Annotated in this window: 11 protein-coding genes; 3 read left to right on the top strand and 8 right to left on the bottom strand. The window is 57.3% G+C overall.

Features of this window, described 5'->3' with window-relative positions; translation table 11 throughout:
• Positions 1–5: 5 nt before the first annotated feature.
• Positions 6–1238 carry a mandelate racemase/muconate lactonizing enzyme family protein gene (locus ACR0BT_RS15010; RefSeq protein WP_480763515.1) on the top strand — a complete coding sequence of 411 codons (1233 nt, stop codon included), beginning with the start codon at positions 6–8 and terminating at the stop codon, positions 1236–1238.
• Positions 1239–1261: 23 nt separating this feature from the next.
• Here ACR0BT_RS15010 and ACR0BT_RS15005 read toward each other — a convergent pair whose 3' ends face one another.
• Entirely contained in the window at positions 1262–4303 is a 3042-nt protein-coding gene (locus ACR0BT_RS15005; RefSeq protein ID WP_480763514.1) for an ABC transporter transmembrane domain-containing protein, read from the bottom strand.
• 169 nt (positions 4304–4472) lie between these two features.
• Between ACR0BT_RS15005 and ACR0BT_RS15000 the strand changes: the two genes are divergently transcribed.
• Positions 4473–4862, top strand: coding sequence for a DUF3307 domain-containing protein (locus ACR0BT_RS15000; protein WP_170397621.1), 390 nt, complete (start codon positions 4473–4475; stop codon positions 4860–4862).
• A 3-nt stretch (positions 4863–4865) separates the two neighbouring features.
• Here ACR0BT_RS15000 and ACR0BT_RS14995 read toward each other — a convergent pair whose 3' ends face one another.
• The gene (locus tag ACR0BT_RS14995; RefSeq protein ID WP_170511503.1) at positions 4866–5327 is read right to left on the bottom strand and encodes an Lrp/AsnC family transcriptional regulator; all 462 of its coding nucleotides are present in this window, start codon (positions 5325–5327) and stop codon (positions 4866–4868) included.
• A 146-nt stretch (positions 5328–5473) separates the two neighbouring features.
• Here ACR0BT_RS14995 and ACR0BT_RS14990 point away from each other — a divergent pair, with 146 nt between their 5' ends.
• Positions 5474–8869 carry an indolepyruvate ferredoxin oxidoreductase family protein gene (locus ACR0BT_RS14990; protein WP_480763513.1) on the top strand — a complete coding sequence of 1132 codons (3396 nt, stop codon included), beginning with the start codon at positions 5474–5476 and terminating at the stop codon, positions 8867–8869.
• Here the strand turns inward: ACR0BT_RS14990 and ACR0BT_RS14985 are convergent.
• The 6 genes from ACR0BT_RS14985 to ACR0BT_RS14960 all read right to left on the bottom strand — a co-directional run bounded on the left by ACR0BT_RS14985 (position 8866) and on the right by ACR0BT_RS14960 (position 16109).
• Positions 8866–10170, bottom strand: a complete 1305-nt coding sequence (locus ACR0BT_RS14985) for an NAD(P)/FAD-dependent oxidoreductase (protein WP_480763512.1) — start codon at positions 10168–10170, stop codon at positions 8866–8868. The two genes, ACR0BT_RS14990 and ACR0BT_RS14985, sit on opposite strands and share 4 nt — an antisense overlap.
• Entirely contained in the window at positions 10157–10840 is a 684-nt protein-coding gene (locus tag ACR0BT_RS14980) for a TetR/AcrR family transcriptional regulator (RefSeq protein ID WP_170397633.1), read from the bottom strand. The genes ACR0BT_RS14985 and ACR0BT_RS14980 overlap by 14 nt, the downstream gene beginning before the upstream one ends.
• Positions 10841–12385, bottom strand: coding sequence for a trimethylamine methyltransferase family protein (locus ACR0BT_RS14975; RefSeq protein WP_480763511.1), 1545 nt, complete (start codon positions 12383–12385; stop codon positions 10841–10843).
• 2 nt (positions 12386–12387) lie between these two features.
• The gene (locus tag ACR0BT_RS14970) at positions 12388–14790 is read right to left on the bottom strand and encodes a GcvT family protein (RefSeq protein ID WP_480763510.1); all 2403 of its coding nucleotides are present in this window, start codon (positions 14788–14790) and stop codon (positions 12388–12390) included.
• 98 nt (positions 14791–14888) lie between these two features.
• Complete coding sequence (locus ACR0BT_RS14965; RefSeq protein ID WP_170397642.1) at positions 14889–15518, bottom strand: glutathione S-transferase; 630 nt, start codon at positions 15516–15518, stop codon at positions 14889–14891.
• A 93-nt stretch (positions 15519–15611) separates the two neighbouring features.
• Positions 15612–16109: a class I SAM-dependent methyltransferase gene (locus tag ACR0BT_RS14960; protein WP_170397645.1), complete on the bottom strand. Its 498-nt coding sequence runs from the start codon at positions 16107–16109 to the stop codon at positions 15612–15614.
• Between the last annotated feature and the right edge of the window lie 55 nt (positions 16110–16164).

The following is a 16164-nucleotide window of genomic DNA, read 5'->3' as shown; positions in this document are numbered from 1 at the left end:
GCCCGATGAAACTGCAAGATCTCGATGTCATCGTTACTGCCCCTCCGGCCCCGGGTTGGGGTGGGCGCTATTGGATTTTGGTCAAGGTCACCACGGATACGGGCGTGATCGGTTGGGGGGAATGCTACGCGTCCTCGGTTGGTCCCGAGGCCATGACCCATGTCATTCGCGATGTATTCGAACGGCACATGCAGGGCGAAAACCCCGAGAATATCGAGTTGATGTTCCGCCGCGCCTATTCCAGCGGCTTCACTCAGCGACCAGACCTGACCGTCATGGGTGCGTTCTCAGGGCTCGAAATCGCCTGCTGGGACATTTTGGGCAAGGATCGTGATCGTCCGGTCTATGCGCTGCTGGGTGGGCGGATGAACGACCGTATCCGGGCGTACACCTATCTCTACCCACTTCCTCAGCATTACCTGACGGACTTCTGGACTTCACCTGAGCAGGCCGGAGAAAGTGCTGCTGAAATGGTCCGGCGCGGCTATACCGCCGTCAAGTTTGATCCCGCCGGGCCTTATACGATCCGCGGTGGACACATGCCCGCGATGTCCGATATCTCAATGTCGATAGCGTTTTGCAAAGCGATCCGTGAGGCAGTTGGAGACAAGGCCGATCTGCTGTTCGGCACTCATGGCCAGTTCAACACAGCCGGAGCTATACGTCTGGGCCAAGCGCTGGAACCCTTTTCGCCACTGTGGTTCGAAGAACCCACCCCCCCCGACATGATCGAGGATATGGCCCGTGTGGCGCGCACTGTCCGTATCCCTGTCGCGACCGGTGAACGGATGACAACCAAAGCGGAATTTGGCGCGGTCCTGCGCGCCGAGGCCGCCGAAATCCTTCAGCCTGCGTTGGGACGCGCTGGTGGTATCTGGGAGATGAAGAAAGTCGCCGCGATGGCCGAGGTTTTCAACGCCCAGATGGCACCCCATCTGTATGCGGGACCGATCGAGTGGGCGGCGAATATTCATCTGGCGGCGTCGATCCCGAACCTGCTGCTGCTTGAAAGCATCGAGACCCCATTCCACGATCAACTGATAAAGGGAAGCATCCGCGTCGAGAAGGGGTTCGTCACTCCTCCGACCGAGCCCGGCCTTGGTATCGAGGTCGATGAAGGCCTTGCCCGAGCCCATCCCTACAAAGGTGACGGGCTGCACCTACAGATGCAGGAAACCCCATGTGACTATGCAAATGGGAATGCGTTTCAAGGCGGTGCACCCGCAACCGAAGGGTAACAATCGACAGGCGAGCAAGCCGATCAGTTCGAGACATACCCCGCGATGACCTGCAACAGTTTAAAGGCTGTGGCTGCATCGTTCTCGACGACCGCCAGAAATTCCTCCTCACCGATCCGTAGGCAGGACAGTTCCGTTTCAGCCACCATGCTCAACGCCCGAGGCTCTTTTCGGATCAACCCCAGCTCTCCCACCAACGCGCCCGCACCAACCGTTGTGATCAGTTGATCGGCCTCGCCCGAACGCGGCAGGTACAATCCTGCCTCGCCCTCAAGGATGACATAGGCGCCATCGGTTGGCTGATCATCCTTCAGAAACACCACCTGGCCAGGTTTCGCTTCGAACCAGCGCGCACCAAAGGCCAGCAGTCGAAGCTGGCGACGGTCGAGCCCAGAGAACAACGGGGTCTGCTCAAGCGCACGCAATTTGCGTACCAGATCGGCAGACGCCGCACCGTCGCCGTCGACGTCGGTTGGGCCTTCACCCGTCACGACCCGGCCCTGACGGATTTCAACATACATGTCGAAAACATCTGGATTTTCGAACGCATCATTTAGATAGATTACAGTAGTTTCGGGCAGCAATTCACGCAGATTTTTATAAACTGCGACCTGTGTCTCCATATCATAGCTGGCAAGCGCGGTTTCCAGGATCAGAATATCCGGCTTTTTGATCGCAGCGCGGGTAAAGGCCAGCGGTTCGGCAAATACCGCAGGCAAGTTCTGGCCGCCAATCGAGACCGGAACATCATAGATCAGTTCCACCACCATCGGTCGCGCCCCGTTCTCGGCCAGAACATCGACGATCAGTTTGCGCGCCTCGTCGGTCCGCGCACCGCCGATCTGGCTGACCTTGCCAAACAGTGCGTTTTCCATAACCGTCAAACCGGGTGCAAAGGCATCTTCATCCAACGGGACGAATACATCGTGCAACGGTTCCAGCAATTTGGCCGAGTGGCTGTGGCGAAGCTCAAGAATGCGGTTCTTCAGCTCATCCGAAAACGCCGGGCCAATCTGCTCGGCCGAGATCACAAATGGCACCGAAAGCAAGCTAGCCAATTGTTCGTCATCCAGCCCGTTTGCGCCTTCCTTCCGGGTTTGCTCGACCAATTCAACCGCGGCCTCGTAGGTCTGGGCCTCAAGCCCCAGCTTGCGAAACAAAGGATGATCGGTTCCATCCAGCCCAAAGATCTGACGCAGCATCTCAATTACGTCGCGTGTCAGGCTGATCAGGGTTTCATCCAACCCCAACTCGCGCAACTGGCCCAGAAACACGGTCTGCTGTGCCAGCAATTGTCGCGTCACTGGAACGCAGGGGGTGGCAAACAACAGGTTTTCAGCAACGGGCAGCGCAGAGTTATAAGCGCACCGATCGAAAATCAGCGCCTGCTGATCAAGCCCGGCCTCGCGCACCGCCTTCTGAACCCGAGGGCGCAATTCGACCAGCTTTGCTGCCAGTTCCGGGCGCTCATTCGCATCAAACACCTGCTCGGCACCGCGCTGAAACAACGCCGCGCCCGAGCCCATGCCATCGATCAGTTTCAGCCACCAATCGCGCAGCCGCGCCGTATCGTCAAAACCCGCCATTCCGGGGTCAAGCCATTCGGCGTTGAATGGATCAGCACTATTGCCTGCCCTCAGCGTCTCGGGGAAATCCGGATCCTCGGTGGACTTGGACAATGGATGTGACCGCATCGGCATCATCACATTTTCACCCAACGTGCCCTGAAACATTATGGGGCGCGAGGTTGCTAGACCTATTCGTTGGGCAACTACGCTTTGATGCAGGCCAGCCATATTGATGCCGCCGATTTCAATACGGCCAGAGGTTGGCAGTATCTCGCGGGTCAGCAACTCGGTCAGCGCATCGCGATCTTCCTCGCTGGTGGCCGAAATGCCGACCGTTTTACCTGCTGGGAACGTCAGGTCCAGATCATCCAAAACCTGATTGCCGTCGATATCACGAACCGAGACCTGATTCAGTACGATATCGCCATTCAGATGCGGACGATCCGCTGGCTCTCCGTCAAACAGGGCCTCATCAATCATTCCATCCGGTGCGAAACGATCAATCACAACATCCCATCGCAGCGACATGTCCTGCGTTTGATTATAATAGGTCAGCAGTTCCTTCCAGGGTGAGCTCAAGTCTTTGTAAGCCGCCAGCGCAGCCACCAGAGCACCCAGCGAAACAGATCCCTGCAACACCAGCAGGCCACCGACAAGGTAGAACATGAATGGCGTCAGCTGCGATATGAAGTTGTTGATGAACTTCATAAAGAACTTCTTCTGATAGATCTCAAAGCGGATGGCGAACAGCCGCCCCAGTTGGTCCGAGATCATCGCCCTCCGATATCGCCAACCGCCATTGGCGCGCAGGGTCGAAGCACCGGCAGCGTTCTCGCCAATCTGGGCAGCTAAGACGCGGACCTCTTGAATACGTTTTTTGTTCAGAAGATTGATCTGGCGTTGCAATCGCGGGATCAGCCAGGCCTGCAGCGGGATCAACGCCACCGCGGCCAGTCCGAACCAGACGCTTTGGAGAAACAGAAAGGACAGGATCGTGATCATTTGTCCGGCCTGCAGCACGGGCTGACTGATCGCATCCCCCATCAGCCCACCCATCGGTTCGCTTTCAGCGGTTATCATCGAGACCATTTCGCCCTGACTGACCCGCTCAAAATATGGTTGTGGGAAGCGAAGCGCGCGGTTGATCAACTGATAGCGAAAGCGACGCAGCATACGCTCGCTCAGAACACCCTTCATGGTGTTGATACGCATCTTCATCAGCCCGTGCGCCAGCACCGCAGCCAGAAAGGCAAAGCACAGGATCATCAGAAAAGTGGTCTGCGTCAGGCTATAACCCCAGACATCGACAATCTGACTTGTCGCGCCGATTGCGTCATTGATGATGCGCTTGGGCAGCTCCAACGTCAGGTAAAGCAAAGGAAACAAGGTCGACGTCACGGCCAGCAAAATCAACTGGTCGCGCTTCGAGTATTTCCAGATGAACTGAAAGATCGATCGTTCTATTGAACCCGCCCCTACTAACGATCCGCCGCTCAAATCACTGATTTTGGCGTGAATACAACGGGCCGAATTTACCGCAATCGTATCCTCGGACGCAAATGAATTTCCGATTTGCGCCTAATTTGCGTTGTGTGAACAAGTTCATTTGCGCGTTTCGCGTTTACCCCCTAATCTCCTGATTCAGGACGATATCGGGAGGATTCATTTGCCTGCCAGCTTTGGCGCTGTGTTTCTGTTGCTGTGTCTGCTTCAGATCAAACACATGTTCGCCGACTATTATTTACAGACGCCCAAGATGCTTTCCGGGCGAGGCACGTATTTCCACATGGGGCGCGCGCAACATGCTGCTGTGCATGTTGTGGGTTCGGTCGTGATTTTCGCGCTCTTTCGCGCCCCGATTGAGTTCATACTGATCATCGCTGCGTTGGAATGGATCGTGCATTTTCACATCGACTTTGCCAAAGCCAACTATTCTGACCGCAAACAGTTGCAACCCAATCAGGCCGCTTTTTGGCGTGCCGCTGGTCTGGATCAGTTGTTTCACAACCTTACTTATATTGGCATGGCCTGGGCTTGGGTGGCTTTCGCGGCTTAAGCTTCAGGGTACCACCGGTCGGTTCCGCTTGATCGTCCGCAGCACGACATTCGTTTGCGCGCTGGCGACGGCGGGCAATCGAAACAAGAAATCTTCCAGAAACGTGTTGTAAGCAGACAGATTCCTGCACAAGACACGCAGATGATAATCGGCCTGACCAGTCGTGGCGTAGCATTCCTGCACTTCGGGGCTGATCTCGACGGCCCGGATGAAGTCGACAATCTTGTCCGGGTCATGCCGGGTCAGGTGAACATGCACGATTGCTTCGAACGTCAACCCCATCTCGGCAGGGTTCACCAAAGCGCCGTACCGTTCGATCACCCCAACCTCTTCCAGCGCGCGCACCCGGCGCCATAGCGCGGAGGCTGACATGCCGACTGCATCTGCCAATTCGGCGTTTGAAACCCGGCTGTCATTTTGAAGCAGCGTCAGAATGCGGTGGTCCCGATCATCAAGAGTAGTCATCTTGGAAAGATTCATCCGTAAATATAACTAAATCTGGTGAATCCTATCATATTTTGCAGAACTCGCACAAACTCTGAAACAGAAATTCACCTGCGGGGGGTTAAAATAACCGAACACCAAAGACAAAAACCCATGGACGCGCAGCAATGAGCCACCACGAACCCTCCCCCCGCACTTATCGGCTTGAAGACCGCTATACCCTGACGCAGGGCCGGGTTTTTCTAACAGGCACGCAAGCCTTGGCGCGGATTATGATGGACCAGGCCCGACGCGACCGTCAGGCCGGGCTGAACACGGCGGGGTTTGTCTCGGGCTATCGCGGATCGCCACTGGGCGGGCTGGATCTTGAGCTATGGCGCGCAAAGGACCGACTGAAGACGGATCGCATCACGTTCTTGCCCGCCGTGAACGAAGACCTCGGCGCAACGGCGGTTCTTGGTGCGCAACAGGCCATTTTGGACCCGCATTGCGAGGTCGAGGGCATCTTTTCAATGTGGTACGGTAAAGGCCCCGGTGTCGACCGATCAGGCGATGCATTGAAACATGGAAACGCATATGGGTCTGCGCCAAAAGGTGGCGTGCTGGTCGTGGCAGGCGATGATCATGGTTGCGTCAGTTCTTCGATGCCGCATCAGTCGGATGTGGCCTTCATGTCGTGGTTCATGCCGACATTGAACCCAGCCTCGGTCGAGGAATATTTGGAATTCGGCGAGTACGGGTTCGCTCTGTCCCGTTTCTCAGGCACCTGGGTCGGGTTCAAGGCGGTCTCGGAAACGGTCGAAAGCGCACGGTCCGTCGATCTGCACCCGGATCGCAGCTTTTCCCTGCCGCAGATCGACTTGCCCGAACGCGGCTTGCACGTCCGCACCGCCGATTTACCCTCGCCCGAGATCGAGACCCGCATCCAACACAAGTTGCGCGCCGTTAGGGCCTTTGCCGAAGAAAACCCCATCGACCGGCGTATTTATGACATCGACAGTGCGAAGTTCGGCTTCGTGACCACCGGCAAGGGGCACCTCGATCTCATGGAGGCGCTGCGTTTGCTGGACCTTGATGAAGCCGCCTGTCGCCGCTTGGGGATCGACATCTACAAGGTTGGCATGGTCTGGCCGCTGGCCCGTCGCAACGCGTTGCGCTTTGTGAAAGGCAAGGCCGAGGTTCTGGTCGTCGAGGAAAAGCGCGGCATCATCGAAAGCCAGTTCAAAGAATACTTCTATGACTGGCCCGGCGACAAACCCCATAAGATGATAGGTAAATATGACAGCCATGGCGAACCGCTGATCCCATGGACCGGGGAACTCAGCCCTTTGATGCTGGCCCCTATTGTTGCCGCCCGACTTAACACGTTCTTCCCTGAAGTAAACCTGCCTGCCAAAGCGCGTGCACTGACTGAGACAGAACCGCCCGTGATCAATGTCCCGGGCGCAACACGGACACCCTATTTCTGCTCGGGCTGCCCGCACAATACATCAACCAAAGTTCCAGAAGGCTCTACCGCTGCCAGCGGCATTGGTTGTCATGTAATGGCATCTTGGATGGATCGCGAGACGGTCGGCTATGCACAGATGGGAGGCGAAGGCGTACCCCATGTGGTGGCCTCACAATTCAATGGCGGCAAGCATATCTTCCAGAACCTTGGCGAAGGGACGTGGTACCATTCGGGATCACTCGCGATCCGTCAGGCCGTCGCGGCAGGGACAAATATCACCTATAAAATCCTCTACAATGATGCGGTCGCAATGACCGGAGGGCAACCAGTGGATGGACCCATCAGCGTTGCAGGCATTGCCCAAACCTGCCGGGCTGAAGGCGTTGCGCGGATCGCGCTGGTCTCGGACAACATTGCCAAGTTTCACCGATCCGATTTCCCGGCTGGCACCACATTCCACGACCGGGCAAAGATGGACAGCCTACAACGCGAACTGCGCGACATACCCGGAGTCACTGTTCTGATCTATGAACAGACCTGCGCCACCGAGAAACGCCGCCGCCGCAAGCGTGGGACAATGGAGGACCCCTCAACGTTCGTCTGGATCAATGATCTTGTCTGCGAAGGCTGCGGCGATTGTTCAGTCGCATCGAATTGCCTGAGCGTTGAGCCGCGAGAAACCCAGCTGGGGCGCAAGCGCAAGATCAACTTAAGTTCGTGCAACAAGGATTTTTCGTGCCTGAACGGATTCTGCCCAAGTTTCGTGACCGTCGCAGGCGCAACCCGGCGAAAGCGGGCCATAGATCTGGACCTCGACGCGCTTGAGGCAGACCTGCCAGACCCAAAGCTTCCGTCTTTGGACACACCGTTTGATCTGCTTGTGACAGGCGTGGGTGGCACTGGGGTTGTCACGGTTGGGGCCCTGATCACTATGGCCGCGCACCTGGAAGGCAAAGGTGCCTCGGTCCTGGATTTCACCGGATTTGCGCAGAAATTCGGCACGGTACTCAGTTACATCCGCCTTGGCGCAGCTCCGGATGCGCTTAACCAAGTACGCATAGATCAAGGCGCTGCGGATGCGGTGATTGGCTGTGATGTGGTGGTGAGTTCGGCCCCCAAAGCCTCAGCTCATTATGCCCGCGGGACACGCGTTGTGCTGAACAGGGCTGAGATGCCCACCGGCGATCTTGTCCTGCGTCGCGATGCCCAATTGCGGGTCGATAAGCGGGATCAGGCGATTGCAGATGTGGTTGGGGCGGACAATCTCGCCAGCCTTGACGCAAATGCAATAGCTGAGGCGCTACTGGGGGATTCCGTCTTCGCCAACGTCATTTTGCTGGGTTATGCATGGCAAAACGAGCTGGTTCCGGTGTCGCATCTTGCATTGGCTCAGGCCATCTTGCTGAACGGTGTTGCCGTCGAAAAAAACCGACTGGCCTTTGCTCTTGGGCGTTGTCTGGCGGCTGACCCCGACCGCATTCACGGGCTGGCACTACCCGAAGAGGCAAACGGCACCTTGGATCAGGTGATTGCGCGTCGGGTGGCGTTTTTGACCGATTATCAGGATGCCGCATATGCGGATCGCTATGCGCAACAGATTGAAGCAATCCGCGCGTCGAACCCGGAAATATCCGACGATATTCTAGAATCCGTAGCCCGTAACCTGTTCCGCTTCATGGCCTATAAGGACGAGTTCGAAGTGGCCCGGCTGCAAACGTCCCAAAACTTCGACAACGAACTGAAGCAAAAGTTCGAGGGAGATTTCAAAACCAGTTACCACTTCGCCCCGCCAATGCTCAGCTGGCGCAAGGACGAACGGGGCCGCCCCCTCAAGTTTGCACTGGGTCCATGGATGCGCCCGGTTCTGCGGGGACTGTCCTGTCTACGTGGTTTGCGTGGCTCGGTCCTGAACCCCTTCGGCTATCACGCCGAAGCGCGACTGCATCGAGATATCCTAAACTGGTACCAATCGCTGTTGGACATGTATCTGACAAACCCCTCCGCCCATTCCGAGGCTGAGTGGCTGGACGTGCTGTCAGCTGCGGACCAGATACGCGGTTTCGGTCCAGTACGGGAAGAAAGCTATGAGAACGCGCGCGCGATGGCGCGTTAACCAAGCACCGAGAAACTGCTATCGGTATTGACCGGTCGCTTGCGGGAATAAAAACCGGTGTCGATTGTGCGTCCAATGTAAGGCAGTTCAAACTGCATCGGCTTGTCGTCATGATCCGCACCGCCTTCGACGTAGTCGATCAGCGCAGCCATCATTTTGCCCGCAATCGGCGCGTTCTTGTATTGGTTACCGCTGGTGCCGCAGGCCATGTAAAACCCCGGCAGGCTGGACTTGTCATAGATCGGAATCCAGTCAGTCGAGGCATCATACAAATCCACCACCCCACGGGTTCTGGAGGGTATCCCCAAGCTCGGGACCCGCTGGGCATAACGCATGGCCTGCGTGGTCCATTGATCCGTAAAATCGTGGTTATAGCTTACATCATCTTCGCACCATTGATGCGGATCACATGCCGGATCCTCGGAACCGATCAGAATATGATTGCCATGTTCTGGACGGCAATACAGCGCGATATCACTATCCGAGACAATTGTTCCTTGCGTTTCGAAATCAAATCCTTCGGGCGCGGGTACATGCACCACCTCCTGCCGCAGCGGGCGGGTTTGAATAGTCATGTCACCCAGAACCCCGGCCATTTCGTTGACAAGCGCTGACCCGGGACCGGCAACATTCACCACCACTTTGGCGTGGATTTCTTCACCAGAGGCAAGTCTGACACCTGCGACGCGCCACTGCTGCAACAGGATTTCGCGCACGTCTGCGCCCGTTCGCACTTCGGCACCATGCAGCTTGGCGGCATCCATCAGGTTTTGCGCCGACAAGGCCGGATCGGTCACATAGCCTGCTTTCGGCCAGAACACTGCGCCCTGAATCCGATCTCCGTTCGGTTGGCCGAACTCCGGATCATCCATGCGCCGCGCCGGGGCAAAGCTGTCCAGAGAATAGATCGGCAGACGTTCGGTAATCCGCTCAGGTGTCCATTCTTCAAACGGACAATCCAGTTCGGCGCTGTACTTCTTATGTTTCTCAAGAAATCCATTGGCCTCGGTCTTGACGACCAAACAACCGGTCTCACGAAACTGCGCCAAATCGGCTGTGTCGGGCAAGCCCAGATAGTTCGCCCAATCACGCCAATAGTGATAACCTTCCCAGGCGAACGCGGTTCCATCGAGGGTCGAATAATGCATCCGAATTATCGCGCAAGAGCCTGCGGTCGAGCCATGCCCAACCTGCGCATTGCGATCCAACGACAGAGTTTTCCAACCGGCCTTGGACATCTCGAACGCGATGGCGGCTCCGATCACACCGGTGCCAATGATGATTGCGTCAGGTTGGTTCATGTCCTGCCCCTTCCCAGAAACGTTTCGCATACGCGCTGAATTCGGTGATTTCTTCGGGTCGCGGTTCGACCCCTGTAAAAACATAAAGGTAGTGTGGAACCATCGACAGCCTGATCGCCAATGGTTCGTTTAACTGCGCCAGATCATATCCGATCTGCATATAATATAGCACCCGCGCCCGCGTCTCTGCCTCGGTCTCATCATAGTTGAACCGGATGAACATCGCGCGCAGCGCGGCCAGGCGACGGGCATCGGACTGGTCCAGCATGCGCCGCACCTTTCCCGATCTTCGTGCCCAATCCCGCACAGCAAAATCAAGCGCCGTATCAAATAGTTCGGTATTCACGACGCAGCGCTGCACATTGCAAACCGCAGCCGTGATCGTTTCAGCAGGCAATTCGGATTGAGCGATCAAGGCCGCGGTATTTGTCGCCTGCCACCGCGCCAGCAGAGCATCCAGCAATTCCTGCCGCGACTTGAAATACCAGTAGAATGATGAGCGCGAGACCGCCATCCGCTCGGCAAGGTTCATGACTTTCACCTGCTCGACCCCGTCCGAAATCAGGACGTCCATGGCCACGTTCAGCCAATCATCGCGCGTGACCTTGACGTTACCAATCAGTGGCTCAGCTTCGGGATCGTCCCTGTGCAGGATGGGTTTGGTGTTCATTCAACTCTCCGGCGGTGCGCCGCCCTCTTCTGTACGGCGCGCTATGAAATCCTTCAACGCACCAAGGCGATCCGTATCTGATGCCGGTGCTTTGAAATTTGCCAGGATTTCCTTCCAAACACCGGTCGCGCGGTGGTTGGCGTCGATCGCGCCACGCTCGGTCCAGGTGCCAAAATTTGCATAATCATGCAGGTGCGGCTCATAAAATGCGGTATTATAGCGCTCCATTGTCTGGCTCGTGGCGAAGAAATGTCCGCTGGGTTCAACCTCGCTCAGCGCAGTATCAAACCCGATCTCTACACCATTGGCCTGTGCCCCTGCACAAAGCTCGGCCACCATGTTCAACACCTCGGCATCGCAGATCATCTTCTCGAAAGATACGGTCAGGCCACCTTCGAGCCATCCGGCCGAATGAATGATGACCGTCGCCCCGGCCATCAGGCAGCCCCACAGGCCGAACTGGTTTTCATTGGCGGCCTGAACGTCGTTGATATTTGCCGCAGACCCCGCCGCAGACCGCCAGGGCAGGCCCAGATGCCGGGCCAACTGGCCCGCCGCCAAAGACGCCTGAAAATGCGAGGGTGTCCCGAATGCAGGCGCCCCTGATTTCATGTCGACATTGCTGGTAAAGGTCCCATAGCACACCGGCGCACCGGGGTTGGTAAGCTGGGTCAGCGTCAAGGCCGCAAGCGCCTCAGCATGAGACAGCGTGATGGCCCCGGCCACCGTGATCGGAGCCATTGCGCCCATCAGGGTAAAGGGTGTGATGATCGACATCTGACCATGGCGCGCAAAGTCGATCAGCCCCTGAGCCATTGGAATATCCAGCGTCCGCGGGCTGTTGGTGTTGATAATCGTGTAACAATGGGCGTTAGCGCGGAACTCCTTGTCAGATAGACCTCGCGCCGTCGAGAGCATCTCGAAGCAGTCCATCACTTGCGGCGTGCCCCGCGAGAAGAAGAACGGGAACTTATCCGTCAGCTCCATCTGCGCTTGTGTAGTGAAATAGTGCCGCACATTGGTTGGCACGTCCTGCGGTTCGACCTGCGGCGAGATCATCTGGAAGACATCAAAGTGATGAGTGAGCTTTAGGAACTCCAGATAATCCTGCCCACTCGCTGGCCGCCGACCGCGTTCCAGATCGGTCGCGTTTGGAGCGCCAGCCCCGGGTTGGAACACCAAAGAGCCCAGCTCCAAAGTGAAATCCCGGTGCCGCGCGCCCGCCCGGCAGCCGATAGATTTCGGAGCTGAGGCCACCGCAGCCTCAACCATATCCCGCCCGATGAAGACCATTTCGCTGTCTTCATCCACGCGGGCGCCACCCTGCGCGTAGATTCGCCGCGCTTCGGGCAATAGAACTTTCACGCCCAACTCTTCCAGCGTGCGCAGGGCGGTCTCGTGCATGTCTGCGATCTGATCTGCGGGGAACACTTCCATCTGCGGAAACGGATTGCGCAGCTGGCGATAATTCACATCGCGAGTGGGTTGCGGGGCAGCCTCTGCTCCGCGCCCACGCCGTCGGCGTCTTTGGCCCAAGTCCGACATGGTCAACCTCGCATCGCTTTGCCCTGCGGGTCATAAGGCGACGGCGCAATCACACGGGCCGGGCGTTCGACACCGACCACATGCACCGACAACTCGGTGCCCGGTTCAGCCTTGTCGCGGTTGACTAAAGCCATGGCCAGCGACTTGCCCGTGTAATGGCCATAGCCACCCGAAGTCACAAAACCCACCCGCTCTTCCCCGGCCCAGATCGGTTCATACCCGCTCGCATCGGCGTCCAGCGCGTCAACCTCAAGCGTCACTTGAACTTGCGCCGGACCGTTGCCATCGCGTTCAGCCAGTGCGGCCTCTTTGCCAACGAAATCCTTGTTCCAGTCGATCCAGCGATCCATTCCGGTCATGCCTGGCGTGTAAAGCTGAGTGAATTCTGCAGACCAGATACCAAAGCTCTTCTCAAGCCGCGTCGACAGCATCGCGTTGAATCCGCATTCGCGGATACCGTCCCCGGCCCCAGCCTCAAGCAGCATCCGGCGCAGTTTTATGTGGTCGCCATAGCGGCAGTTTATCTCATACCCTTTTTCGCCCGTCACCGACATACGCGCCACACGGGCACGCACCAGACCGATATCAAAGTCACCGCAGCCCATGAATTTCAGGCCCGAGATATCCTGTTCGGCCAGTTTCTCGACCACAGCCTGCGATTTCGGCCCAACCACGGCAAAACCGCAATATTCCTCGCCCAGATCGCGGATATTCACGGCGTCCATCATGTGATCATTGAACCAGCGCATATGCCATGCGCGCAGATAATAGCTGCCCATGATCCACCAGGTCCCGTCGCCCCAGTTCAGCACGGTCAGATCACCCTTGAGGCGACCGTTTTCACCCAGCATTGGAGCCAGTTTGGCACGCCCCGGTGCAGGCAGTTCCGACGCCATGATCCTATCCAGCCAAGCCTCGGCATTTGGCCCTGTGACCTCGAAGCGCGAAAAGCCCGAGATATCCAGTAGTCCCACGCCTTCGCGGATGGTTTTGCACTCCTCAGACACGATGTCGTGCGCGTTCGAGCGTTTCAGCGTCGGCGTCTCTTCAAAGCCCTTGGGCGCAAAGTAAAGCGGTACTTCCAGATCCCAGCTGACGCCCCATTTGCACCCCGCCTCGGTCATTGCATCATGGGCTGGGGCCATCTTCAGCGGGCGACCTGCGGGCAGTTGCTCGTTCGGGTAAGTCATCACGAAACGACGAGAATAGAACTGACCGGTTGTTTCGCGGATGTAGCGTTTGTTCTGAGCGAAATCGCCATAGCGCGCCACGTCCATAGGCCATGCGTCGGCCTCAGGCTCGCCATGGATCATCCATTCGGCCAGCGTCTTACCAACGCCGCCACCCTGCAGGAATCCGGCCATCACCGCACAAGCTGACCAATAACCGCGCTTGCCTGGGACCGGACCGACCAGCGGGTTGCCATCAGGTGAGAAGGTGAACGCGCCGTTCACCCATGTTTTGATGCCAACATTCTGGATCGACGGGTACCGTTCAAAGCCCAGCGTCAGCTCGTTCTCGATCCGGTCGAGCTGTTCCTGGAACAACTCTTCACCGTAGTTCCACGGCGCACCGTCCATAGCCCAGTGCTCGTGATCGACCTCGTAGATGCCCACCAGAACGCCCTTCTGGTCCTGTCGCATATAGGTGAAGCCTTCAAGATCAACCGTCATCGGCATCTCGAAATCCGCCTCGGCCACCTCAGGCACCGTATCGGTGATCAGATAGTGGTGTTTCAGCGGCGAAACCGGCAGCTCCACTCCGGCCATGCGCCCCACCTGTTTGGCCCAGAGGCCAGCAGCGTTGACCACATGTTCACAAGTGATAGTGCCTTTGTCGGTCACAACTTCCCAACCATCCGCAGTCTGTGTCAGGCTTTCGACCTTGGTTTCTTCGTAGTATTCCGCGCCACGTTTCTTGGCCGCAGTTGCATAAGCCTGAACCGTACCGGTTGTATCGATGTAACCTTCGCGATCCGCCCACATCGCGCCCAGCACGCCGTCGGTGGACATGATCGGGCAGCGTTTCTGCGCCTCCTCTGGCGACAACAACTCACAGTCGTCAATGCCGATGGACTGGAAAATGCGGTAGTTGGCCTGCAGCCACTCCCACCGTTCGGGCGTGCCTGCCAGCGTCAGTCCACCGGTCATGTGCAGGCCGATATTCTGGCCCGACTCTTTTTCGATCTCGCTGAGCAGATCAATCGTATAGGCCTGCAGCGACGCCATGTTCGGATCTGCGTTCAGCGCATGGATGCCTCCCGCCGCGTGCCACGAAGACCCCGAGGCCAAACGCCGCCTCTCCAGCATGACCACATCTGACCAGCCAAACTTGGCGAGATGGTACAGAACCGAGGCGCCGACAACGCCGCCACCGATGACTACGACACGATACTGAGATTTCATCCTGCGCTCCCCTGCATGACTCGCAGAGGACGCTAGAGGCACTGTTCACTTCTGTCTAGACATTTCTGTACAGTTCGAGGGACAGCACCCGGATCAGCTTAAAGCCGGGCGCTCGGGCGTGTCTGAACGGCATCAAACCAGGCGCGTGTGGCCGTGTTCTCTTCTGGGATACGCATCTTGATGACACGTGCGAAATCGACAAACACAAATGTGGTGATATCGGCCAGTGAAAACATGTCACCCGCAACGAGACCGCTCACTTGCAGACGGGCCTCAAGCAAATCGAAGAAGGCACGCACCCGCTCAGCCCCCCGCTGCGCTAGTTCAGGGATTTGCGCGTGGTTTGCAGGCCCGGTGATCGCGCGGTCTTTGAACGAAGGATGGGTGTTTCGCAAAGTTTCCGCGATTGGTGCGCCACATTGTTGTTCGGCGATGGCATTCCACATCAGAATTTCGCCTTTTTCATCCGGCGTTTGCCCCATCAAGGCAGGTTCCGGAAAGCGCGCCTCGAGATAGGCGGCGATGCCAAGATTTTCTGTGAGCGTGGTACCTTCATCCGTAACAAGCACGGGAATCGTTGCACCGGGGTTCACGGTCCGGAAGGCATCACTAAACTGTTCACCCTTGGCGATTGAGATATGGCGGGTTTCAATCTCCAGCCCCTTTTCCGCAATAAACATCCGGGCACGGCGCGGGCTTGGCGCGGTTGAACAATCGTAGAACAGCATTTTTGACGGTCCCCTCCAAAGCTTCACGCCTCAGACGTTAGACCGGCCCGGTACTACAGCGCGAGTCGGATCACACAGTGACCCTACGGCAGATCAACGCCGGTAGATGAAACAACGTCCCTCCACCGCGCCTGCAGGCAGCGGCACTTCGGTCAGTGTTTCGAAATACATACGATCGCTGGAAACCATCAGTCCATCCCGCGCCAGAAGCGGTTCGATCAAAGGTGAGACGAGGCGGGCAAAAGCATCATTCTTTTGCCGGTTGTGTCCCCCAAGATCGGCATGGATCAGACTGGCTGACGCGCCAAATCGCGTAACCGAAGCAGGCAATGTTTCGCGCACATCACCGAGAATCACCAGATCATCGGGCGGTGTCGAATCGGGATGAGACGCAACGGCCCGTTCAAAAACATAAACAGGACGGTCCTGAATGTGCTTAACCATGTGGTGATATGTGCGCCCATTTCCCAATCCCAGCTCAAAAACCGGACCGGGCTGCCCCGTGGTCTGCGCGATGGCAAAGTCCAGACAAGCACGTTGCGAGACCATTCGGTCAATGAACAGATCCAATCGGCTTTGTTGCTCGGACACGGGGCACCTCTTTCAAAATCATTCGACACCAGTCGGGGGGCGATTGCGCCTTTGA

The sequence above is a fragment of the Ruegeria sp. CJ6 genome, assembly GCF_056536665.1.
This window is presented reverse-complemented; position numbering and strand designations above follow the sequence as displayed.

Excerpts from the sequence above, each read along its gene's own strand:
- ACR0BT_RS15010 (WP_480763515.1), top strand. The coding sequence starts at position 6 with ATGAAACTGCAAGATCTCGATGTCATCGTTACTGCCCCTCCGGCCCCG.
- ACR0BT_RS14995 (WP_170511503.1), bottom strand. The coding sequence starts at position 5,327 with ATGACTACTCTTGATGATCGGGACCACCGCATTCTGACGCTGCTTCAA.
- ACR0BT_RS14990 (WP_480763513.1), top strand. The coding sequence starts at position 5,474 with ATGAGCCACCACGAACCCTCCCCCCGCACTTATCGGCTTGAAGACCGC.
- ACR0BT_RS14985 (WP_480763512.1), bottom strand. The coding sequence starts at position 10,170 with ATGAACCAACCTGACGCAATCATCATTGGCACCGGTGTGATCGGAGCC.
- ACR0BT_RS14980 (WP_170397633.1), bottom strand. The coding sequence starts at position 10,840 with ATGAACACCAAACCCATCCTGCACAGGGACGATCCCGAAGCTGAGCCA.
- ACR0BT_RS14975 (WP_480763511.1), bottom strand. The coding sequence starts at position 12,385 with ATGTCGGACTTGGGCCAAAGACGCCGACGGCGTGGGCGCGGAGCAGAG.
- ACR0BT_RS14970 (WP_480763510.1), bottom strand. The coding sequence starts at position 14,790 with ATGAAATCTCAGTATCGTGTCGTAGTCATCGGTGGCGGCGTTGTCGGC.
- ACR0BT_RS14965 (WP_170397642.1), bottom strand. The coding sequence starts at position 15,518 with ATGCTGTTCTACGATTGTTCAACCGCGCCAAGCCCGCGCCGTGCCCGG.